Here is a 22,184-nt window from a genome sequence, read left to right on the forward strand (position 1 = left end):
TATTAATATTTGCGATTAAAAATCTCTGAATAAATGAAAGCGCGCCGCGCCTCTTCTTTGGTGCTCAGTTTGATGGGAGTCCGTTTTTCCTTTTTGGCTTCTTCCCGGGGGGAGGCTGGCGTTTGCTTTACCACCGGCTGATGCTGCATACGGTGAGTCTGAGGTTTGCGGACTTTCCGGGTGGGAGAAACAGGAAGCTCCTCTCTTATGTTCTCCTCTCCTATTTCAGGAAACATATCTGTAAGCACTTCCTTGGGGGAAGGTGTTTTCTTCTCTTTGCCGGCTTTTGAGATTTGTTGCACGATGGCCACAACAATGATTACTATAAATATGATAACCTGAATGATATCCATACTTTCCTTTTTTTATATAATGAATGCTCAAAGTTAGGAAATAATTTCTTAACTAGCTCTATAAAAGGACATAAAAAAAGGAAGAGAACTTCACAGTTGTCTTCCCCTATTTTTTTAACCTAAACCTTAACTATGAAAAAATCTAATGTTTTTCGAAAGCAAATATGCGAATTATAATCATACGTTGGTAACGTTAACGGTCTTTTTTGTTCACCGGTTATGATTATTTAACGGTTTAATGCATAAATCTCTTATAATATTCAATTTCCAGCCCTTTTATTCGTTTAATTTGTCGGTAACTCTGTATCTTTGCCTGCGAAACCATAAAACAGAGAAAATATGAAAGAAACAACAGGAGCAGACTTTAAATCTGCAACTGATTCCGAAAACAAAAAATTGTTTATCGAGACGTACGGATGCCAGATGAATGTAGCTGATAGCGAAGTGATTGCTTCTATCATGCAGATGGCAGGATACCATGTGTGCGAGACGCTGGATGAGGCGGACGCTGTGTTCATGAACACTTGTTCCATCCGCGACAATGCGGAGCAAAAGATTCTGAACCGTCTGGAGTTTTTCCACTCCATGAGGAAGAATAAACGTAGGAATCTGATTGTCGGCGTGTTGGGCTGTATGGCAGAGCGTGTGAAAGATGATTTAATTGAGAACCATCATGTAGATCTTGTTGTGGGACCGGATGCCTATCTCACCTTGCCCGACTTGATCGCTTCGGTGGAAGCAGGGGAGAAAGCTATCAATGTGGAGCTTTCTACTACAGAAACCTATCGGGAGGTGATTCCGTCGCGTATTTGCGGCAATCATATTTCCGGCTTTGTATCCATTATGCGTGGTTGCAATAATTTCTGTCATTATTGCATTGTGCCTTATACCCGCGGACGCGAGCGTAGCCGTGATGTGGAGAGTATTCTGAATGAAGTGCGCGACTTGGCGGCCAAAGGCTATAAAGAAGTGACGTTGCTGGGACAGAATGTCAATTCCTATCGTTTTGAGAAAGAGGGTGAGGTGATTACTTTCCCGATGCTGCTCCGCACGGTGGCCGGGGCGGTTCCGGACATGCGTGTCCGTTTTACCACTTCGCATCCCAAGGATATGAGTGACGAAACCCTGCAGGTCATTGCGGAAGTGCCCAATGTGTGCAAGCATATTCATTTACCGGTGCAAAGCGGCAGCTCGCGCATCTTGAAGCTGATGAACCGCAAATATACCCGTGAGTGGTATTTGGAAAGGGTAGCGGCTATCCGCCGTATCATTCCCGATTGTGGTCTGAGTACTGATATTTTCTCGGGCTATCATTCGGAAACGGAAGAAGACCATCAGGAATCCTTATCCTTGATGCGTGAATGTGCGTATGATTCCGCCTTTATGTTTAAATACTCCGAACGCCCCGGAACGTATGCTTCCAAGCATCTGCCGGATGACGTGCCCGAAGAGATCAAGATACGCCGGCTGAATGAAATCATTGAATTGCAGAACCGTCTTTCTGCCGAGAGCAACGCCCGTGATGTGGGCAAGACCTTCGAAGTGATGGTGGAAGGTGTTTCCAAGCGTTCCAGAGAACAACTTTTTGGCCGTACACAGCAAAATAAGGTGGTGGTCTTTGATCGTGGCAATCATCGTATCGGTGATTTTGTCCATGTACGCATCACCGAGGCCAGCTCGGCTACATTGAAGGGAGAAGAGGTGTTCTGATGGGGAAGAAAGAAGAATATAAGGAAAAGAACTTGCAGTATTTGCAAGTTCTTTCTACACAGGAAGGCATTTGCCCTTTGCCTTGTAATATGTTTTACAAAGTATTGCAGACAGGTACGGGTACAGTTTCACCTACGATCCGCAGTATTGTCACCGTTCATTATCGGGGGAGTCTGATAAACGGGAAAGAGTTTGATAATTCATATAACCGTAACTGTCCCGAAGCTTTCCGGCTGTGTGATGTCATAGAGGGATGGCAGCTGGCGCTTCAACGTATGCATGTAGGAGATAAATGGGTGGTTTATATTCCTTATACCATGGGATACGGCAGCCGTACAAGCGGGCCGATTCCCGCTTTCTCTACATTAATATTCGAAGTGGAACTGCTGGGCATTGCCTGAAAACGAATTCTTAACTTATACTCTTAAAAGTACTTAAAGGATAGCCCTTCTCATTCAATTTATTTGTTATTTTGCAGCAAATTAGGGCGAAAAGTGGATATACTCAAAATAAATACTTGTCCGTTGTGCGGCGGAAAACATTTGGGACATGCAATCACTTGTACGGATCACTATGCTTCGGGCGAACAATTCAGTTTGGTTCGCTGCGATGACTGTGGCTTTATCTTTACACAAGGCGTACCCGTGGAAGCCGAGATAGGTCGGTATTATGAGACTCCCGATTACATTTCACACACCGATACCCGCAAGGGGCTGATGAACCGTGTATATCACGAGGTGCGCAAGTATATGTTGTCGCGCAAAGCCAAGCTGATAAAACGCACCTCCGGCCTGAGCAAGGGTACGTTGCTGGACATCGGTACAGGTACCGGATATTTCAGCAATGCCATGAAAGAACGTGGCTGGCGGGTGAAAGCCATTGAGAAAAGCCCGCAGGCGCGTGCGTTTGCCAAAGAACATTTTGAACTGGATGTAGATGCCGAGGACGCGTTGGCTGGGTATGCCGATGAGTCTTTTGACGCCATTACTCTATGGCATGTGATGGAGCATCTGGAACATCTGAATGAAACGTGGGAGAGACTGGCCGGACTGTTAAAGGAGAGGGGAGTGCTGGTAGTGGCTGTGCCCAATGCCAGTTCGTATGACGCGGAAAAGTATAAGGAATGGTGGGCGGCATACGATGTGCCCCGTCATTTATGGCATTTTACCCCTTCCGTCATGCAACAATTCGGGGTCAAGCATGGTTTTAAATTAGCGGAACAGCATCCGATGCCTTTTGATGCTTTTTATGTATCCATGCTGACGGAAAAATATAAAGGCAGCCGTTTGTCCTTTTTGAAGGGAATGTGGACAGGTATGTTGGCCTGGTTCAGTTCACTGGCGAAAAAAGAACGCAGTAGTTCAATGATTTATGTATTCAGAAAGAAGTGATTATGGGAAAAAAGTCAGGGTCCTTTTTCGATATGCAGTTCATTACTTCCAGCATCAGTACGATGCTGGTGTTGCTCTTGTTGGGGATGGTGGTATTCTTCGTGCTGTCTGCCAACAACTTGTCCAGGTATGTACGCGAGAACATCAGTTTTTCCGTACTCATCAGTGATGACATGAAAGAGACGGATGCTTTGAAATTCCAGAAAAAATTGAATGAAGAGCCTTTTGTGAAAGAAACTTCCTATATATCGAAAGATCAGGCCTTGAAAGAACAGACCGAAGCGATGGGCACAGACCCGGCTGAATTTCTGGGATATAACCCTTTCACAGCCTCTATTGAAATAAAACTGAATGCCGACTATGCCCATTCGGACAGCATCTCCTGGATAGAGCAAAAAATAATGCAGAACAAGAAGGTGATGGAGATCAATTATCCTCAGGATCTATTGGATGCGGTGAACAGCAACATTCGGAAAATCAGCTTTTTGCTGCTGGGACTGGCTGCGCTGCTTACCCTTATCTCTTTTGCGCTGATCAATAACACCATCCGTCTGGCCATTTACTCCAAGCGTTTTCTGATTCATACCATGAAACTGGTAGGGGCAAGCTGGGGATTTATCCGCCGTCCTTTTCTGGTGCGGAATATATGGATCGGTGTATTGGCTGCCGCCATGGCGGATGCGGCATTGATAGGAATGGCGTACGGGCTGGTAAGATATGAACCCGAATTGATTGAGATTATTACTCCTATGACCATGCTTATGGTAATGGGTTCTGTTTTTGTGTTTGGTGTGGTTATTACCTTTATGTGTGCATATATATCGATCAACAAATACTTGCGCATGAAAGCTAGTGCGTTGTATTACATTTAATAATAAAAGAATATGGACAGACAGAAATTCGCCTTTGATAAAATTAATTTTATATTGCTAGCCATAGGCATGGCAGTGATTATTGTCGGTTTCCTGCTGATGACAGGACCCAGTTCGACAGAAGGATATTTTGAGCCGGACATCTTTAGTGTACGCCGCATCAAGGTGGCTCCTGCCGTATGCTTCTTTGGTTTTATATTTATGATTTACGGCATTGTCCGCAAACCGAAGGACAAGGAAGAAGTGATTAATTCTTAATTTTTTAATTCTTAATTTTTTAATTCTTAATTTTATTTAAAGGATGGAATGGTTTGAGGCATTGATCCTTGGTTTGCTCCAGGGATTGACAGAATATCTGCCGGTCAGCAGTAGTGGTCATCTGGCCATCGGTTCGGCATTGTTTGGCATACAAGGGGAAGACAATCTGACTTTTACCATAGCAGTGCATGTGGCTACGGTACTCAGTACGTTGGTTGTCTTGTGGAAAGAAATAGACTGGATATTCCGCGGCTTGTTCAAGTTCGAAATGAATGCGGAGACAAAATATGTGATCAATATTTTGATATCCATGATTCCTATCGGCATTGTGGGCGTGTTTTTTAAAGATTATGTGGAAGAGATTTTCGGTTCCGGCTTGCTCATTGTGGGTTGCATGCTGTTGCTGACAGCTCTGCTGCTTACTTTCTCTTATTATGCAAAACCTCGTGTAAAAGAGAACATTAGCATGAAGGATGCGTTTATTATAGGTCTGGCACAAGCTTGTGCCGTGATACCAGGATTATCCCGTTCGGGCACTACCATTGCTACGGGGCTGCTGTTGGGAGACAACAAGGCGAAACTGGCCCAGTTCTCTTTCCTGATGGTGATTCCTCCCATATTAGGTGAGGCGTTGCTGGATGGCATGAAGATTGTGAAAGGGGCTGCGTCCGGAACGTCGGATATATCTGTATTGTCACTGGTTGTAGGTTTTTTGGCAGCTTTCATATCAGGCTGTGTAGCTTGCAAGTGGATGATTAATATTGTGAAGAAGGGCAAGTTGATTTATTTTGCTATCTATTGTGCCATTGCCGGTGCTGTTACGATAGCGTGTACATTGATATAATTGAATGAATTTTAAAGAAGGAGAAGTTTTATACTTTGACAAGCCGCTGAAATGGACTTCGTTTGCAGTGGTGAACAAGATCAGATACCATATTTGCCGCAAACTGGGGGTGAAGAAGATAAAGGTGGGACATGCCGGGACATTGGATCCGCTGGCCACCGGAGTGATGATTATTTGTACGGGTAAGGCGACGAAACGCATTGAGGAGTTCCAGTACCACACCAAGGAGTACGTTGCCACCTTGCAGCTGGGGGCTACCACTCCCTCGTTCGATCTGGAGAAGGAGATAGACGCCACCTATCCTACGGAGCATATCACCCGCGAGCTGGTAGAGGAGACTTTGCAGCGCTTCATCGGCAGAATAGAACAGGTACCGCCTGTTTTTTCGGCTTGCAAGGTAGACGGCAAGCGCGCTTACGATCTGGCCCGCAAGGGTGAGGAAGTGGAGTTGAAAGCCAAAACGCTGATTATAGACGAGATAGAGTTGCTGGAATGTAATCTGCCCGAGATTAAAATCAGGGTCGTGTGCAGCAAAGGCACTTATATCCGTGCATTGGCCCGTGATATTGGCGAAGCTCTGAATAGTGGCGCCCATCTGACGGGGCTGGTACGTACCCGGGTGGGAGAGGTGAAACTGGAGCACTGCCTGTCGGTGGAAAGTTTCCCGGAATGGCTTGACCAACAAGAGATTGAAGAAGTTATAAACGAATAAGGAGAGATAAGATGAAACTGTCGCAATTTAAATTTAAACTGCCGGAAGATAAAATAGCTTTGTATCCGGCGAAGTACAGAGACGAGTCGCGTCTGATGGTTGTTCACAAATCAACAGGCAAGATTGAACACAAGGTCTTCAAGGATATCCTGGACTATTTTGATGATAAAGATGTGTTTATCTTTAATGATACGAAAGTTTTCCCTGCACGTTTGTATGGAAATAAGGAAAAGACCGGAGCCCGTATCGAGGTATTCCTGCTGCGCGAGCTGAACGAGGAGTTTCACTTGTGGGATGTGCTGGTCGATCCTGCCCGTAAGATCCGCATCGGTAACAAGCTTTATTTTGGTGAGGACGATTCCATGGTGGCCGAGGTGATTGATAACACCACTTCCCGTGGACGTACGCTGCGTTTCCTCTATGAAGGTTCTCACGACGAGTTCAAGAAGGCACTGTATGCGTTGGGAGAGGCTCCGCTGCCCAGTTTCATCCGTCGTCCGGTAGAAGAGGAAGATGCCGAGCGTTTCCAGACTATCTTTGCCAAGAACGAAGGGGCTGTGACAGCTCCCACTGCCGGACTTCATTTCAGCCGCGAGCTGATGAAGCGTATGGAAATCAAAGGTATAGACTTTGCCTTTGTGACGATGCATGCCGGGCTGGGTAACTTCCGCGAGATAGATGTGGAGGATCTTACCAAGCATAAGATGGACTCGGAGCAGATGTATGTCAATGCGGATGCGTGCCGTATTGTGAATAATGCCAAGGACGAAGGAAAGAACATTTGTGCGGTAGGAACGACAGTGATGCGCACGATAGAGACTGCGGTAGGTACGGACGGTCATCTGAAGGAGTTTGACGGCTGGACCAATAAGTTCATTTTCCCTCCCTACGATTTCTCGGTAGCCAACAGTATGGTTACCAACTTCCACCTGCCTCTTTCCACTTTGCTGATGCTGGTGGCTGCCTACGGTGGTTATGATCTGGTGATGGAGGCTTATCACACAGCGTTGAAGGAAGATTACCGTTTCGGTACATACGGCGACGCCATGTTGATTTTGGATAAGTAATACCGGTTGGGGAGCGGCGTATGAAGGTTTATTTAGGACTTGGAACCAATCTGGGTGATAAAGAGTCGAATCTGCATGTTGCTGTCCGGAAGATAAATGAGCGGATAGGGGAGGTTACTGCCCTTTCCGCTTTTTATGTAACCGCCCCTTGGGGGTTTTCTTCTGAAAATTCATTTCTGAATGCCGCCTGCTGTGTGGAGAGTGAGCTTCCTCCTTTGGATCTATTGCGGGAAACACAGGCGATAGAGCGTGAATTGGGCCGGATGAAGAAGTCGGTGGGGGGTAATTATAGTGACCGCCTGATTGATATAGATATTCTGTTGTACGGCGATTTAATACTGCATACGCCGGAGTTGGAAATCCCTCACCCCCTGATGACGGAACGGAGGTTTGTCATGGATCCGCTGGCGGAGATTGCACCGGGTGTGGTGCATCCGGTGCTGGGGAAAAGGCTGGGGGAGCTTTAATTCATTTTACTTCTTTGTTTTCTTTCCTAAAAAGAAACTTTTGCTTATATTTGTCTTTCACTGAAAGAAAGATTAGATAAATATTGTCTTTATGAAAAGGAAAGAATTACTAAAAGAGTTGATAGTGACATTTCAGGAATCATTGCCTGTGCCGGTATATTCCCGTGAGTTGAAACTCCCGGTGGACAGCCGGAAGATAATAACTGTTCCGGGTGTAAGGCGGTGTGGAAAATCATCTCTTTTCTTGCTGGTTATTAATGACTTGTTATCCTCCGGCATCAAGAAAGAACAGATTCTTTTTTTGAATTTTGATGATGAGCGTTTGCAGTTCAATGTAGAGAATCTGGACGAGATCCTTCAGGCTTATCAGGAATTATATCCTGATATATCTTTGAAGAATGCTTATTTGTTCTTTGATGAGATACAGGTTGCAGATGGCTGGCAACCTTTTGTACGTCGTATTTATGAACATACCTGCAAAAATATTTTTATAACGGGAAGTAATTCAAAGATGTTATCTTCCGAACTCTCTACTTCGCTCAGAGGGAGGACTTTGCAATATGAAGAATTTCCATTGTCTTTCAAGGAGTATTGCAGTTTCTTAAATATAAATACAAATTACTATACTCTTCCTAACAGGGCGAAATTACTTGCGGCTTTTCGGGATTATCTGGCGATGGGTGGGTTTCCGGAAGTGGTGCTGGCCGGAACAATTTATAAGGAAAGAATTTTGCAGGAGTATTTTTTTGTCATGCTTTATAAAGATTTGGTGGAAAGATACGAGATCAAGAATCCGGAACCTGTACGTTACTTCATTAAACGGGTGATGGCCAATTTGACGAAGCCTACCTCTATCAATCGTATTTATAATGAAATGAAATCGCAAGGTGTCAGTATAGGTAAAAATACGCTTTATGATCTTATCGTGCAAACCGAGTCTGTTTATCTTTTCTTTCCGCTTACCAAGTATGATCCGTCTTTGGTGAAAGAAAGCAGTGGTGATAAAAAGTATTATTGCATAGACAATGGATTGCGCTCTATATTGCTGAACCCGATGAGTGATGATCATGGAAAGCTGTTGGAAAATATCGTCTATCTTCATTTGCGGCGTCATTTATCTTTATCGGATAGCCTGCATTATTATAAAAACAAGAAGGAATGTGATTTTTTGGTGATAGAACAACAACAGATTTCCCAATTGATACAAGTATCGTATGACATTCATGATCTGGAAACTCGCCGGCGGGAAATAGAAGGGTTATTGGAAGCTGCTTTGGCAACGGGATGCCGTAAGCTTCTTATTTTGACGATGGAGGAGGAGGAGGAATTTGTGGAACAGGGGCATACTATTCAGGTTCTTCCGGTTTGGAAATGGATGTTGCAAGTACCAGAGTAGGGGGAATCTGCGTCAGGCAGATATAGGCTTGTCATGATGCCGTTAGTGGAAAATAGCACCGGGTGTGGTGCATCCGTGTTGGGGAAAAGGCTGGGGGAGCTTAGCCTGTAAGACCGGAATTAAAAAGGGACGGAAAATCCTTCAAATCCGTCATGGGGGTGTAAATGGCTGATTGGTAGAGCGTTGTTATGAAGGATTCCATTACGAATCCTTCATATATGTTTCAGAAGCATCTTATATGTAACCGGGCTGAAAGATGCTTACAGTAAAATTCTTATTCTAAGATTTCCTCCGGTATAGTTTCATGTTTTGACAAGGTGGTTTCTATCTCATAATTGGAATCTACCCCTATCCAGTAACGACCGATAGACAGGGGCGGGAAGGAGATGCACGAAAGGCAAATGTGGGACAATCTTGTTTTCAGTTCAAAATACCAATATAACAATTATCGCCGTCAATGGGGATGATTATATTTCGTTGACCGATTTGGCACGACATAAAAGTGATGAACCTAACGCCGTGATTGCAAATTGGTTGCGCAATCGCAACACAATAGAGTATTTAGGCATTTGGGAACAGCTTTACAATCCGAATTTTAAACCCACCGAATTCGAGGGGTTTAGACGGCAGGCCGGGCTGAATGCATTTACGCTCTCGCCAAAGAAATGGTTGGAAGCGACAAATGCTGTTGGTATAATCGCTAAATCAGGACGTTATGGTGGAACGTATGCGCATAAAGATATTGCGTTGAAGTTCGCAAGCTGGATTTCTGTTGAGTTTGAACTCTACATCGTCAAGGAATTTCAGCGACTCAAGACGGAGGAACAGCAGTTGTTGGGTTGGTCGGCGAAACGTGAGCTGTCGAAAATCAACTACCGCATACATACCGATGCCATAAAGCAGAATCTTATCCCTGCGGAAGTAACTCCAGCACAGGCGGGCATCATCTACGCTAATGAAGCCGATGTGCTGAATGTGGCGATGTTCGGTGTAACGGCAAAGCAATGGCACGAAGCCAATCCCGACCTCAAAGGGAACATACGCGACTACGCTACAATCAACGAACTTATCTGCCTGTCAAATATGGAAAATCTCAATGCGGTTTTCATCGAGCAGGGCATTACGCAGGGTGAACGGCTTGTGAAGCTGAACCAGATAGCCATTCATCAGATGGGCGTATTGGAAAGCAGTAACAATGATAGAAAATTGCTGAAATAAAATGAAGCAGTGGCAGAAAATAATAGGTATAGCTGGAATAGTCTTGTTGGCTTACGCGTATATCGAGGTTTTGTGAAACTATTTGCAGGTAATGAATTTTTCCGGAGCCTGGCACACGAATATAGAGCAGAAGTGGTTTGTTTATTATATCGACAAGAATATAAAATTATTTTAGGCTTACCATATACTATCATTTATTGATTTGATGATAATCACATGCTTGTTCGTTTGCCTTTGGCGGAAAGGGGGTAAAAAATGGAGCTGAACGATAAGAGATTTTGGGTGATGTTAGAGAATACATGGCTCTCCCTCCCTTCTTTCGTAATTGTGCAACATTTTAATAATACCGCCGGGAGTGGCACGTTTGACCGAAATGGTGGTACTGCTATTGAAGGTGATAATGAGAAGTTCTTCATGAGGTTATTCTAGTCAGGTAAAAGCAAGCCGTTGAGAAAAAGTTGCGGATATATCGCAAATGCGCCAGCCACAAGGGAAGCACCTGTGGTTGTAATCCAAACTTCTGCTTGTAATGTGGATTGATGAGCCATAATTTCCGATTGACAATCTGGTGCTGATTCGCTTTCATCATTTTTTCAAAAGATTCTATGGTAACTTTGCATTGTTTAATCTCAAGTAATTCCCGGCTTGGTATGCCACAAACATCCAGTAACGACCGATAGACAGGGGCGGGAAGGAGATGCACGAAAGGCAAATGTGAGACAATCTTGTTTTTACAAATTTGCTGGTGTCCTCCAAATGGCATTTGCCAAGCGGGAAATCCCCAAAAGATGAGTGTGTCTTTGTCGGCAAACGCTTTGATATGTTTTATGAACTGTTCTTTAGGCTCGATATGCTCTATTACATCATGAATCAAGATCAGCCGGAATGTGCCATAATCCTCTGCCCGGGCCTTTAGAAAGTCTGTGGCAATGAAAGTTCCTTCATAGTTTGCCGCTTTGAAAAACTGTTTGGCTTGTTCTATCCGGCTTGGAGTGATGTCTATTCCGGTTATTTTACATCCTAGTTGGGCGAAAGGGAGAAGGTTTCCGCCTTCTCCGCATCCTATTTCCAATACTTTGATTCCTTTCTGTAAAAGAACATACTTCTTTATATAGTCCATGTAGAATTCCTGTGCGGTATTTACTTGTTCCTTGAAGTAGGTTTCTCTGTTCAAATGTCTTTGTTGCATATTCTTATTCTGATATGATGGTTTGTTTGCACATAGTAGTAACGAAGCCATTAGAGCTATCAAAATTCAAACTCGTTTAATCATATTACGTTTTTGGTTTTGTGCAAATGTACTTCGTATAGGACTAAGAACAATAGAAAATGCTGATTCTAGCATATACGCCTTGCATTGATTTTCAGAGAGTTACAAATAAGATTATATACAGTATTATGTACGGGTAGATGTGTAATATATTGATTATTAACGGTATATATGCCTGATGTTACTTTAGGAGATTCTTAATAAGAAAATCCCGTAGAGAAGTTTCTTTTCTTGATGCTTCGGGACGTTTTTGATTGATTCGGCTACGTTTCATCCGGACTGTATCCGGATTAACGCCTAATAGTTTGGCTTCATCATTGCCGTCAAATCCGAAAACATGAAGGTAACAGTACAGGAATTCCTGTTCTGTAAGGGTTGGATGGAATGTGTCTTTTAACAGGGAATAGAATCTGGGGTATATTTTATCAATTTCCGAGGTGATGGGATGCCATGCCTTGTCATTGGAAATGGTTTGATGGTCCTCCAGTTTGTTCTTTTTAGCAAGGGTGGCAATTCTTTTACCTATGATCGATGATTCCAATCTTTGTTGTTGTAATTGTTGGTATCTAGTAGAAATGATGTCTATTTCCGCTTGCAGTTCTTCGGCTTTGTGGTTTTGTTCTGCCATGGCAGTCTGCAATACTTGTTTTTTTTCTTCCAGTTCCATAGACAAGTGGAGATGCTCTATTCTCATCTTGTCTATTTCTGCTTGTTTCCGGTAGAGGGTTGTTTTGTTTCTTTGCCAGTAAATGATATATCCTGCCGCACACAGTAAAAGTAGGGAGATGGTAATAATGATTATAATCATATCCCTTTGCTGTGCAATCTTTAACAGTTCGTTCTCTTCCCGTATCTTGGCATTGTTGTACTTTTTTTCTATTTCCAATACTTTGGTTTCGTTTTGAGCTAATGTCAGTGAATCGAGTATGTCGGAGCAGATTTCTTTGTAATGCAGTGCTTCTTTGTATTTTCCCTCTGCCTTGTAGAGTAGATAGTAGGCTTCGTTAATGTTATAGCAAATGTCTTTCTTTTTTGTTGTTGATTCTATAATTTCATGTGCCTTTGCTAATTGGTCGTCTTGTATGTATATATATAATAAAGCCATAGAATCCTTATAACTTTCTTCGCTGCCTGTTTCAATAGCTTTTAAATGATATTTTTCAGCATCCTTATATTTCTCTTGCATTTCATAAACAAGGCCGAATGCATTGGCTATGGCAGCTGCCAAATCCTTATTTAATATCAGTTGGGAAATAGAGTCGGCTTTTTGCAACAAAGGCATAGTGCAAGCAAAAGAGTCGAGCAATGCCCATTGACATGCCAGACCTTTTAAAGCGTATGCATAGCTTTTGTAGTTCTCTGCTTTTTTGAAGAACTCACAGGCTTCTTCCCTTTTCTCCAGACGTTCACTGATTATATCTCTAAAGCCATACAAATCTGCCATATAAGCACAAATATACCCTGCCACATTGTATGCTTGATGCTCTTTTGCCAGTTGCAACGCTTCTGCATAGATTTTCATTGCTTTGTCATATTCTCCATCTTCCACGTATGCCCGTCCCAGATACAAAGCGATTTGTGCCTGTTCTTCGGCTGTGCCGTGTTTCATAAACCATTTTTGTGCCCGTTGCCATTGGTAGATGGGGAGTAATCCGGTGGCTGTTTCGTCCGTCGCTTTACCACGCAGCATACACCAGTGGGCAAAGTCCTTGTTTCCCAGTTCATCGGGGGCTTTTATGCTGTCCAGTAGCGTAGAAGCGCTGTCGGCATACATGGGAATCAGTTCCTCTACAGATTGCAGTAGTGGAAGTGTTGCGCTCTCTTTTTTGCATCCGGAGAGGATGAGAATGAATAGTAGTCCTGTCAATAATAAAGCTTTCATAAGGGTGTGTTCAGATTTTGCAAAGATAGTGAAAGTGTTGCAGTATCAGAGCCTTTTTTACCAGAAAATTTTCATCGGCAGGTCAGCTTTTTTCTTTTCATCGGTGAAGGTTGGATAGAGTGCATCGGTGTCCCAATCCGCATTCCATTCGGATAACGAAAACAGAGTAATTTCATGAAAACTCTTTGTTCTGTCAGTGAAATCTGCCTGTTGTGTTCTGTTGTTCTGCCTTTTCCATAAGCTTCATCACTAAAGTGATGAATTCATATCACCTATGTGATGAAACTTGATTATTCTAGTGATGAAACTTCATCACTAAGGTGAAACGATTGAATGAAAAGGCAGGGAATAAGAGAATGTATCAATGGAATCACTCAAATTACAGGAGCGGAATTCATTTTGTTTGTACCATTTATAATAGCGGTAATGCATCGTTTGTTAAAAATATTAAAATGAAGGAATTATGAAGGTTTTACTCCTAAATCATTCATAATAAAACATTGATTATCAACGTTTAATAGGCTGATGAAGGATTTGAAGGAAAATAATAGAATATATACATCTTCTCTGTAGTCTGACGACGGTAGGCTCTTTTGATTGAATTGTCTCTATCTTTCTCTCCATTCGGAAACAGTCCGTGTCTGCGAAGAGAACACCACGCCTATGCGGACTATTTTTCGTTTGTCCGTCAGGTAAGGTTTGTCGTACCCTTTTTCTTCTATCTGCTGCAAGGCCTCATCGGCGCTTCCGTCTAGTTTGAATTCAAAGATATAGACGTATTGAGGAGTTTCGAGGATGCAGTCCACCCGTCCGTGGCTTTGTGTCTGCTCGATGCGGAGGCAGTACACTCCAATGAGGCGCAGGATGAGATAGAAGGTGTACTGGAAGTGCTTCTCGGTCAGTTCCGGGCTCTTGGTGCTGTCGTGCGAGTCGTAGGGGATGCTGGAGAGGAAGGCGGTGAAAGAGTCACGTAGCTCTGTGGTATTTCCATCTTCCAGCATAATGGCGGCATCGGCAACCCAGGAGGTAATTTCATGATGTCTGGGTTTCAGATAGTTGGAGGCTATGACAGACAAGAATCCTTTCCGTACTTCATTATTGGGGAAATCCAGCAAGTAGCGGTTACGGCGTTTGTCATAACCTTTGATGGTGAGGTAGCCGCTTTGGTAAATCATAGGCAACGGCTGTTCCACATCGGCTTTGTAATCGGCAAAGAGGGAAGCATCATAGTATTTCCCCGCAAGTTCATTAATCTGTTCGTTGCTATGTTGCAACAGCCGCACCAGATAGGTAGGCGTGCCCGAAGCAAACCAGTAGTCACGGATTTGTAGTTTGTTGAAAGCGTTCAGAATACTGAAAGGGTTATAAATGTCGAGCATATTCTCGCTGAAATGATACCCGTCATATTGTGCCCTCAGACGTTCCTTCATTTCTTGATAAGTATTCTCCTCTTTTTCGGCCAGTTCGGAAATGGGTTCATGGAAATAGTGTTCCACTTCCTCTTTGGTGATTCCGCAAAGGGCTTCATAACGTGGGTCCATACTGATATCATCGGGCTGGTTGAAACCGCTGAACACACTGACTTGCGAGAATTTGGTAACTCCCGTCAGCATTACAAACTGTAAGTATTTATCTGCTCCTTTGAAGGTGGAGTAGAAAGCTTTCAGCGTATCCCGGTTTTTCTCTTCCATAGGGGTGTCCAGCACATCGAGGATGGGCTTGTCGTATTCGTCCACCAGCACCACAGCACGCCGTCCTGTTTTTTCACTGGCATGTTTCAATACCGCTTCAAAGCGGTCTCCCATGGTGAGCAAATCCGGATCTTTGCCGTAGCGTCTTTCCCCCTGGGCGATGAATCCTTCTATTTTGTCTTCCAGCACTCCTTCTTTAGCAAAGTTGTCACCGTTAAAATCGATATGGAATACCGGGTATTGCAACCAGTCTTTTTCCAGTCCGGCTATGGCAAGTCCCTCAAACAGCTCTTTCCGCCCTTCGTAATAGGCTTCCAGTGTGCTGAGCATCAGACTTTTGCCAAACCGTCTCGGGCGGCTGAAAAAGTAGATTTTTCCTCTGCTCACTAACTGATGGATAAGGTCGGTTTTATCTACATAAACATAACCGTCTTCACGGATTTGACTGAAAGTCTGTATGCCGATAGGGTATTTCATATTTTATATGTCTTTGGTACACAATATCACAAAGATAAATCTTTCTCCTGAGATGAACAAACGGTGACAGGCAAAAGTTTCCTGCTCCGGAGAAGCCACTATCCATCGTTTTTACGCCACAAATCTCCTGGTCCATTTACATGCATACATGCCTCGGACTACCAGATAACTGATGAGAAAGGTTGTTACGGCCATGCAAATAACGTGTATTACGGCAGGAGTCCCTTGGGGCAACAGCGAGGCGAACAAGTCATACCCCATTTGCACGAAGACGAAATGACACAGATAAATGCCAAAGGTCATGGATGCCACTTTTGAAAGAGCTGGCGAGGAAGGGACGTTGAGCTTCTGTATGCAGACAAAAACAGGAAATGTCATCATAAATACATTGATGCCGCCGAAAAGCCATACTATTTCCAGATAGGCGTAGTTTCCCGGAAAATATTCCTGCATAAGGAGGTAGCCGCCGAAAGTGATGGCATATCCCGTCACAAACATAGGGATGCCGATAGCCAGGGTTTTTCTCCAACTCCATTGCAGCGGGTATTTTACCAGGTAATAGGCCAGTATCAGATAGCCGATGAATCCGGAAACATAATAAAATGAACCGAATGCATTCCAGTCACATACTCCCAGAATATCCATATTGCCCCAGTTGCCGATATACCCCAGTGCGGGAGCGGCCATCTTTATATAGGGAAGAAACAGGGAGATGCCCCAGATGGAAAGAAATAGCTTGATATCTTTCCGATCGGCACGCTCCAGCCATGCGTGGAAGATGGGGATGATGAAGTAGAGCCCCACCAGCATATACAGGTACCACAGGGGGGTGGTGTCATAGTTGAAATTGAAGATGAACGTCCAGATCTTCGTGACAGTCTTTTCTAAAGTGAAAGTGGACATGTCGATGGTAGGATTATCTGTCGTGGCGATGTAATTCAGGTAGATGAAATACAGTACAGGCAGCATGACCGACCAGAAGATGAGCGGAACGACAATGCGGCCGATCCGTTTTTTATAAAACTCCCTCATGCCGCTGCGTACGGGAAACAGCAGCACCCCTGTCATCATCACAAACAAGGGCACGCAACAGCGTACGGCGCTTCCCAGGGCGCACCCTTGCAAAAAGGTAGGACGGTCTGTGTCAAAACGTGCTACAAAGGGGTCGCAACAATGGGCGAATACCACTAAAAAACAGGCGGTGACACGTAGCAAGTCTATCCATCCCAGGTTTTCTCTTTTCTTTAATTCCATTTCTAATGTGTTTTTATTCAAGTATTATTTTGTCGGAGAAGCGTGTGCCATGCGGATGCTGCTTACCACCCCTGCTGCAATGGCGAAGAACAGGGCCAGCAACAAACAGGCCTGTGCCCGGTGTCCTTCGGCGAACAGGCGGAACAGTAAAGCGACCAGCGTGGTTCCCAACGTCTGGCCTAACAGACGTGCCGTGCCCAGCATGCCGCTTGCCCCGCCGCTTCTGTGGGCGGGCGCGGAAGAAACAATGGTCACATTGTTGGGAGTCTGGAACAGCCCGAAGCCCATGCCGCAGAGTGCCATCCGCCAGATGATATTCCATTCTGCCGGATGGGCGGGAAGCAGATAAAGTGTGAACAAGCCCGTGGCAAAGACAGCCATGCCGATGCCTCCCAGCAATCCGGGATGTACTTTCTCTACCAGTCTGCCTGCCAGCGGCGCGGTCAGGATGGTGGCCAACGGCCAGGGAGTAAGTAACAGACCTATCTGTACTGCATTATACTCCAGCACGTTCTGCATGAAAAACGGCAGGGAGACCATGGCCAGCATCTGGGCGGTGAACGAAGTGATGGAGGTACCGATGGAAAGAGCGAAAATAGGAATCTTCAGCAAGTCCACAGGCAGGATAGGGGTTGTTTCTTTCAGTTGGCGGCGGATGAAATAAGTGCCGATAATAACGAGCAATATCGCCTGGACGGCTATGAATTTCCGGCTCTCGGCATGGGCAAAGCCATCTAACGTGTAAATCAGCAGTCCGAAAGTCAATGCGTTGGCGATAGCACTGATCTTGTCAAACTTATGTCTCACGGCTGAAACCGGATTGTGCGGCAATAACCGGTGCCCGATGGCCAGCGCCGCCAGTCCCAGCGGTATATTGATGGCAAAAAGCCAGTGCCAGCTGCCCAATGCCAGAATACTGCCTGCAATGGACGGCCCTGCGGCGGCCGAGACAGCCACCACCATGGCATTCACACCCATTCCGCGTCCTAGTATCTGCGGCGGGTAGATTAAACGGATAAGGGCGGTGTTGACACTCATGATGCAAGCGGCTCCGAAACCTTGAATGATACGGGAAACGGTCAGAGTCCAGAAAGAATTGGATAGGATGCAGGCCACGGATGCGCCGACAAAGACGGAAATGCCGATGAGGAATATTCGCCTGTAGCCATAGATATCTCCTAAAGAAGCAAAGGAGAGCAGCGTCATGGTGATGACAATCTGATAGGCGTTCACAATCCAGATGGCTGTGGCGGGGGTGACATCGAAGTCGTGGGCCAGCGTGGGCAATGCGATATTCATAATGGTTCCGTCCAGCACGGACATCATGATAGCCAGCAATACGGCTACCGCAGCAAAATATTGCTTGGGTATAAATGCGATCTTCTCTTTTTTCATGGCGCAAAAATACGGTAAATAGATCAAGGCTAAGTTTAATTTCTTCTAAATAATGAGGTTCCCAATGTTAAAGAACGGGTAATCTGTAGAATGGTTGGGGAATAATGCTTATCTTTGCAACCGTTAAAAACAGTGGAGAGATTTGAGTAGCTTGCAACCACAGAAAAAAATGCTAAAAAATACATTGACTTTCTTATTTACATCTATCTACTCTGATAACTTCCCAAGGTGGTTAACGAATTAACTTTTAATTTTTAATTCTTAATTTTCAATTTAGAATGGGATATTTATTCACATCCGAATCGGTGTCTGAAGGACACCCCGACAAAGTGGCCGATCAGATATCGGACGCTGTGCTTGACAAACTGTTGGCGTTTGACCCCAGTTCGAAAGTAGCTTGCGAAACCCTGGTGACTACCGGGCAGGTGGTGCTGGCTGGAGAAGTGAAAACCAAGGCGTATGTAGACTTGCAGCGCATTGCACGTGAAGTGATCAACCGTATCGGCTATACCAAAAGCGAATATATGTTTGAAGGAAACTCGTGCGGCGTGTTCTCGGCCATTCACGAACAAAGTGCGGACATCAACCGTGGCGTGGAACGCGAGGACCCGATGAACCAGGGAGCGGGCGACCAGGGAATGATGTTTGGTTATGCTACCAATGAAACAGAAAACTATATGCCCCTGTCACTGGACCTGGCACATAAGCTGTTGATGGTACTGGCCGAAATCCGCCGTGAAGGAAAGGTGATGACCTACCTCCGTCCCGATGCCAAGAGCCAGGTCACTATTGAATACGATGACAACGGCAAGCCGGTACGTATTGATACCATTGTGGTTTCTACCCAGCATGACGAGTTCATTGCTCCGGCCGACGACTCCAAAGAGGCGCAGCTGAAGGCCGACGAAGAGATGCTGGCCAAGATCCGTCAGGATGTGATTGAAATCCTGATGCCGCGCGTCATTGCCGAAATTCACAATGAAGAGGTGCTGGCCCTGTTCAATGACCGGATTGTCTATCATGTGAACCCTACCGGCAAGTTCGTTATCGGTGGTCCTCACGGTGATACCGGTTTGACCGGTCGTAAGATCATTGTGGACACATACGGCGGAAAAGGTGCTCATGGCGGTGGTGCTTTCTCGGGAAAAGACCCCAGCAAGGTAGACCGTAGCGCTGCATACGCGGCCCGTCATATTGCCAAGAACCTGGTTGCCGCCGGTGTGGCCGATGAAATGCTGGTGCAGGTATCCTACGCTATCGGGGTGGCCCGTCCCATCAATATCTATGTAAATACGTACGGCCGCAGCAAGGTGAAAATGAGCGATGGTGAGATTGCTAAGAAAATAGACGAACTGTTCGACCTTCGCCCGAAAGCCATTGAAGAGCGCCTGAAACTGCGTAATCCTATTTATGAGGAAACGGCTTCTTACGGCCACATGGGACGTGAGCCGAAGATGGTGACCAAGACATACGAGTCCATGTATCATGAAACGAAGACAGTGGAAGTGGAACTGTTCACTTGGGAGAAACTGGATTATGTGGATAAGATAAAGGAAGCGTTCGGTTTGTAAAAACCGGTTGGGATCATAAGTGTATACGGGCGAATTTCATTCGCCTCTGCCGTAATGGGTATCATTGACCGGTAGGGGCGGGCGGAATCCGCCCGAAAACATAAAGGTTTATAGGATGAACGATATAAAAAACGTATGTGTATATAGTGCGTCCAGCACAAAGATTGCGAAAGCCTATTTTGATGTGGCGGGAGAATTAGGGCGTCTTCTGGCCGAAAAGAAAATCAATTTGATCAATGGAGCAGGCTGCATCGGTCTGATGGCTGCCACTTCGGATGCCGCACTGGCTGCAGGTGGCACGGTGACAGGCGTAATCCCTCATTTTATGGTGGAGCAGGGCTGGCACCATACAGGGCTGACCCGACTGGTTGAAACGGAAACCATGCACGAGCGCAAGCGCTTGATGGCCGATTTGTCCGATGGCGTGATTGCATTGCCCGGAGGATGCGGCACGTTGGAGGAATTGCTTGAAATCATTACCTGGAAGCAGCTGGGGCTCTATCTTAATCCCGTCATCATACTGAATACCAACGGGTTTTATGATTCTTTACTCGACATGCTGCAAAGGGCGGTAGACGAAAACTTTATGCGTAAAGAGCATGGTGCTATCTGGAAAGTAGCCTCTACTGCCGAAGAAGCGATAAATTTACTCTATACAACGCCTGTTTGGAACAAAGAAATCCGTAAATTTGCAGCGATATGAGTGAAACCTGCCATCCCGGAATAGCGTATGTTCTCCAGCTTTATGCGGAGGAGCAGAGTCGTGTTGATGCGGCTTTGACACACAGCGTGTGCCATACATCCAAGGAAGACGGGATGAGAGGAATGACCCTGCCCTATCAGCTGCGTTCGGACTGGATGGTGACCAGTGTGCTGTTTCTTTGCTTTATTCTGGTGTCATACGTGCTGGCACATGGCAAGAAACACCTTGAACAGCAATTTAAGAATTTTGCTTTGTCTAAAGAGCGTGCCAGTTTGTTTGATGATACTACCGCATCCGATGTGCGTTATACATTGGTCTTGATCTTGCAAACCTGTATATTATCCGGTTTTTGTGTGTACGATTATTTCTCAGATCATGACCTGATTCTTTTCCGCACGGTGCCTCATTATTTGCTGTTGAGCATTTACATTGCTTATGTGGTCTTTTTCTTTGTCATCAAGTGGCTTCTTTACAGCTTTATAAATTGGATTTTCTTTAACAAGACGCGCAATATTATCTGGCTGGAATCTTACTTTAATGTTGTAATCGGGGCCGGTTTTTTACTTTTTCCGATTGTACTTTTGATTGTGTATTTTGATCTGTCACCGCAAATTGCTCCTTATTCTATCGGTTTTGTTATAATAATTGCTAAAATTCTGCTATTTTATAAGTGCTTTAGTAACTTTTTCAACAAACTTTATGGTGCTTTCCATTTAATTCTGTACTTTTGTGCCCTTGAAATACTCCCTGATATTGTTCTGTGGAAAGGGATTATCTTAGCGAACAACATTTTGGTTTTAAATTTTTAGTACATTGAAAATAAAAAAAGTCCTCGTATCTCAGCCTAAGCCGACTTCTGAAAAGTCGCCATATTATGATATTGCTGAGAAGTACGGTGTGAAAATTGATTTTCGCCCGTTCATCAAAGTTGAGAGCTTGTCGGCCAAAGAGTTCAGACAGCAAAAAGTCTCTATTCTTGATCATACAGCTGTGATTTTCACATCGCGCCACGCTATCGACCATTTCTTCAGTCTGTGTGCTGAATTGCGTGTTACTGTACCCGAAACAATGAAATATTTCTGTACATCCGAGACCATTGCTTTGTACATTCAGAAATATGTCCAGTATCGTAAGCGTAAAGTGTTCTTCGGTGCGACCGGTAAATTTGCAGATCTGGTGCCTTCTATCGTAAAGCATAATGCTGAGAAGTATCTGGTGCCGATGTCGGATGTGCACAATGATGAGATCAAGACTTTATTGGATAAAAATAAAATTCAGCATACGGAGGTGGTGATGTATCGTACGGTAAGCAATGACTTCACTCCCGAAGAAGAGTTCGATTACGATATGCTGTTGTTCTTCAGCCCTGCAGGAATCAATTCTTTGATGAAGAACTTCCCGGAGTTTGATCAAAAGGAAATTGCGATAGGATGTTTCGGGCCTGCTACCGCTAAAGCGGTGAAGGATGCCGGATTGCGTTTGGATCTGGAAGCTCCTACTATGGAGGCTCCGTCCATGACTGCGGCGTTGGATATGTTTATCCGTGAGCGCAATAAGGATTAATTTTTTTTAGTTTATATCCCAAAACCGGGGGTTTTGTATCAATAAAGTTGTAACTTTGTGATTCGAAACCCTCGGTTTCTTTATTTTAAT

General features: G+C 44.7%; 21 protein-coding genes. 15 read left to right on the forward strand and 6 right to left on the reverse strand.

Annotation, left to right across the window (positions count from 1 at the left end; translation table 11 throughout):
* Window positions 1-2: 2 nt before the first annotated feature.
* Window positions 3-353, reverse strand: a complete 351-nt coding sequence (locus ACYQ0C_RS21650; RefSeq protein WP_016274922.1) for a hypothetical protein — start codon at window positions 351-353, stop codon at window positions 3-5.
* A 339-nt stretch (window positions 354-692) separates the two neighbouring features.
* Here ACYQ0C_RS21650 and miaB point away from each other — a divergent pair, with 339 nt between their 5' ends.
* From miaB to ACYQ0C_RS21705, 11 genes are all read left to right on the forward strand, one after another.
* The gene (gene miaB / locus ACYQ0C_RS21655; RefSeq protein WP_016274923.1) at window positions 693-2,063 is read left to right on the forward strand and encodes a tRNA (N6-isopentenyl adenosine(37)-C2)-methylthiotransferase MiaB; all 1,371 of its coding nucleotides are present in this window, start codon (window positions 693-695) and stop codon (window positions 2,061-2,063) included.
* Entirely contained in the window at window positions 2,063-2,464 is a 402-nt protein-coding gene (gene bamJ, locus ACYQ0C_RS21660; protein ID WP_016274924.1) for a BamJ family beta-barrel-assembly machinery protein, read from the forward strand. Before miaB ends, bamJ begins: the two co-directional genes overlap by 1 nt.
* A gap of 93 nt (window positions 2,465-2,557) precedes the next feature.
* On the forward strand, window positions 2,558-3,454 hold the full coding sequence (locus ACYQ0C_RS21665; protein WP_025017691.1) for a class I SAM-dependent methyltransferase: 897 nt from the start codon (window positions 2,558-2,560) through the stop codon (window positions 3,452-3,454).
* A gap of 2 nt (window positions 3,455-3,456) precedes the next feature.
* Window positions 3,457-4,326 (forward strand): cell division protein FtsX, encoded by an 870-nt coding sequence (locus tag ACYQ0C_RS21670; protein ID WP_016274926.1) that lies wholly within the window; start codon window positions 3,457-3,459, stop codon window positions 4,324-4,326.
* A gap of 12 nt (window positions 4,327-4,338) precedes the next feature.
* Window positions 4,339-4,584 (forward strand): DUF3098 domain-containing protein, encoded by a 246-nt coding sequence (locus ACYQ0C_RS21675; RefSeq protein WP_016274927.1) that lies wholly within the window; start codon window positions 4,339-4,341, stop codon window positions 4,582-4,584.
* A 43-nt stretch (window positions 4,585-4,627) separates the two neighbouring features.
* The gene (locus ACYQ0C_RS21680) at window positions 4,628-5,428 is read left to right on the forward strand and encodes an undecaprenyl-diphosphate phosphatase (RefSeq protein WP_016274928.1); all 801 of its coding nucleotides are present in this window, start codon (window positions 4,628-4,630) and stop codon (window positions 5,426-5,428) included.
* A gap of 4 nt (window positions 5,429-5,432) precedes the next feature.
* Window positions 5,433-6,140 carry a tRNA pseudouridine(55) synthase TruB gene (gene truB, locus ACYQ0C_RS21685; protein ID WP_016274929.1) on the forward strand — a complete coding sequence of 236 codons (708 nt, stop codon included), beginning with the start codon at window positions 5,433-5,435 and terminating at the stop codon, window positions 6,138-6,140.
* An 11-nt stretch (window positions 6,141-6,151) separates the two neighbouring features.
* Window positions 6,152-7,207, forward strand: coding sequence for a tRNA preQ1(34) S-adenosylmethionine ribosyltransferase-isomerase QueA (queA, locus tag ACYQ0C_RS21690; RefSeq protein ID WP_016274930.1), 1,056 nt, complete (start codon window positions 6,152-6,154; stop codon window positions 7,205-7,207).
* Between the two features lie 20 nt (window positions 7,208-7,227).
* Window positions 7,228-7,674 (forward strand): 2-amino-4-hydroxy-6-hydroxymethyldihydropteridine diphosphokinase, encoded by a 447-nt coding sequence (gene folK, locus ACYQ0C_RS21695; protein WP_016274931.1) that lies wholly within the window; start codon window positions 7,228-7,230, stop codon window positions 7,672-7,674.
* A gap of 91 nt (window positions 7,675-7,765) precedes the next feature.
* Entirely contained in the window at window positions 7,766-9,070 is a 1,305-nt protein-coding gene (locus tag ACYQ0C_RS21700; RefSeq protein WP_016274932.1) for an ATP-binding protein, read from the forward strand.
* Window positions 9,071-9,484: 414 nt separating this feature from the next.
* Window positions 9,485-10,288, forward strand: coding sequence for a KilA-N domain-containing protein (locus ACYQ0C_RS21705; RefSeq protein ID WP_016274933.1), 804 nt, complete (start codon window positions 9,485-9,487; stop codon window positions 10,286-10,288).
* A 412-nt stretch (window positions 10,289-10,700) separates the two neighbouring features.
* On the opposite strand, the gene ACYQ0C_RS21710 is transcribed toward ACYQ0C_RS21705, so the two are convergent.
* From ACYQ0C_RS21710 to ACYQ0C_RS21730, 5 genes are all read right to left on the reverse strand, one after another.
* Window positions 10,701-11,477, reverse strand: coding sequence for a class I SAM-dependent methyltransferase (locus tag ACYQ0C_RS21710; RefSeq protein ID WP_016274935.1), 777 nt, complete (start codon window positions 11,475-11,477; stop codon window positions 10,701-10,703).
* A 262-nt stretch (window positions 11,478-11,739) separates the two neighbouring features.
* Window positions 11,740-13,440 (reverse strand): tetratricopeptide repeat protein, encoded by a 1,701-nt coding sequence (locus ACYQ0C_RS21715; protein ID WP_016274936.1) that lies wholly within the window; start codon window positions 13,438-13,440, stop codon window positions 11,740-11,742.
* A gap of 608 nt (window positions 13,441-14,048) precedes the next feature.
* The gene (locus tag ACYQ0C_RS21720) at window positions 14,049-15,608 is read right to left on the reverse strand and encodes an ATP-binding protein (RefSeq protein WP_016274938.1); all 1,560 of its coding nucleotides are present in this window, start codon (window positions 15,606-15,608) and stop codon (window positions 14,049-14,051) included.
* Window positions 15,609-15,719: 111 nt separating this feature from the next.
* Window positions 15,720-16,862, reverse strand: a complete 1,143-nt coding sequence (locus ACYQ0C_RS21725) for an acyltransferase (protein WP_016274939.1) — start codon at window positions 16,860-16,862, stop codon at window positions 15,720-15,722.
* A gap of 24 nt (window positions 16,863-16,886) precedes the next feature.
* Complete coding sequence (locus ACYQ0C_RS21730) at window positions 16,887-18,257, reverse strand: MFS transporter (protein WP_016274940.1); 1,371 nt, start codon at window positions 18,255-18,257, stop codon at window positions 16,887-16,889.
* A gap of 278 nt (window positions 18,258-18,535) precedes the next feature.
* Here ACYQ0C_RS21730 and metK point away from each other — a divergent pair, with 278 nt between their 5' ends.
* From metK to ACYQ0C_RS21750, 4 genes are all read left to right on the forward strand, one after another.
* Complete coding sequence (gene metK, locus ACYQ0C_RS21735) at window positions 18,536-19,828, forward strand: methionine adenosyltransferase (protein WP_016274941.1); 1,293 nt, start codon at window positions 18,536-18,538, stop codon at window positions 19,826-19,828.
* A gap of 115 nt (window positions 19,829-19,943) precedes the next feature.
* The gene (locus ACYQ0C_RS21740) at window positions 19,944-20,531 is read left to right on the forward strand and encodes an LOG family protein (protein WP_016274942.1); all 588 of its coding nucleotides are present in this window, start codon (window positions 19,944-19,946) and stop codon (window positions 20,529-20,531) included.
* Window positions 20,528-21,340 (forward strand): DUF4271 domain-containing protein, encoded by an 813-nt coding sequence (locus ACYQ0C_RS21745; RefSeq protein ID WP_016274943.1) that lies wholly within the window; start codon window positions 20,528-20,530, stop codon window positions 21,338-21,340. Before ACYQ0C_RS21740 ends, ACYQ0C_RS21745 begins: the two co-directional genes overlap by 4 nt.
* 4 nt (window positions 21,341-21,344) lie before the next feature.
* Window positions 21,345-22,094 carry a uroporphyrinogen-III synthase gene (locus ACYQ0C_RS21750; RefSeq protein WP_016274944.1) on the forward strand — a complete coding sequence of 250 codons (750 nt, stop codon included), beginning with the start codon at window positions 21,345-21,347 and terminating at the stop codon, window positions 22,092-22,094.
* The last annotated feature ends 90 nt before the right edge of the window (window positions 22,095-22,184 follow it).

The sequence above is a fragment of the Phocaeicola sartorii JCM 17136 = DSM 21941 genome (assembly GCF_054653615.1).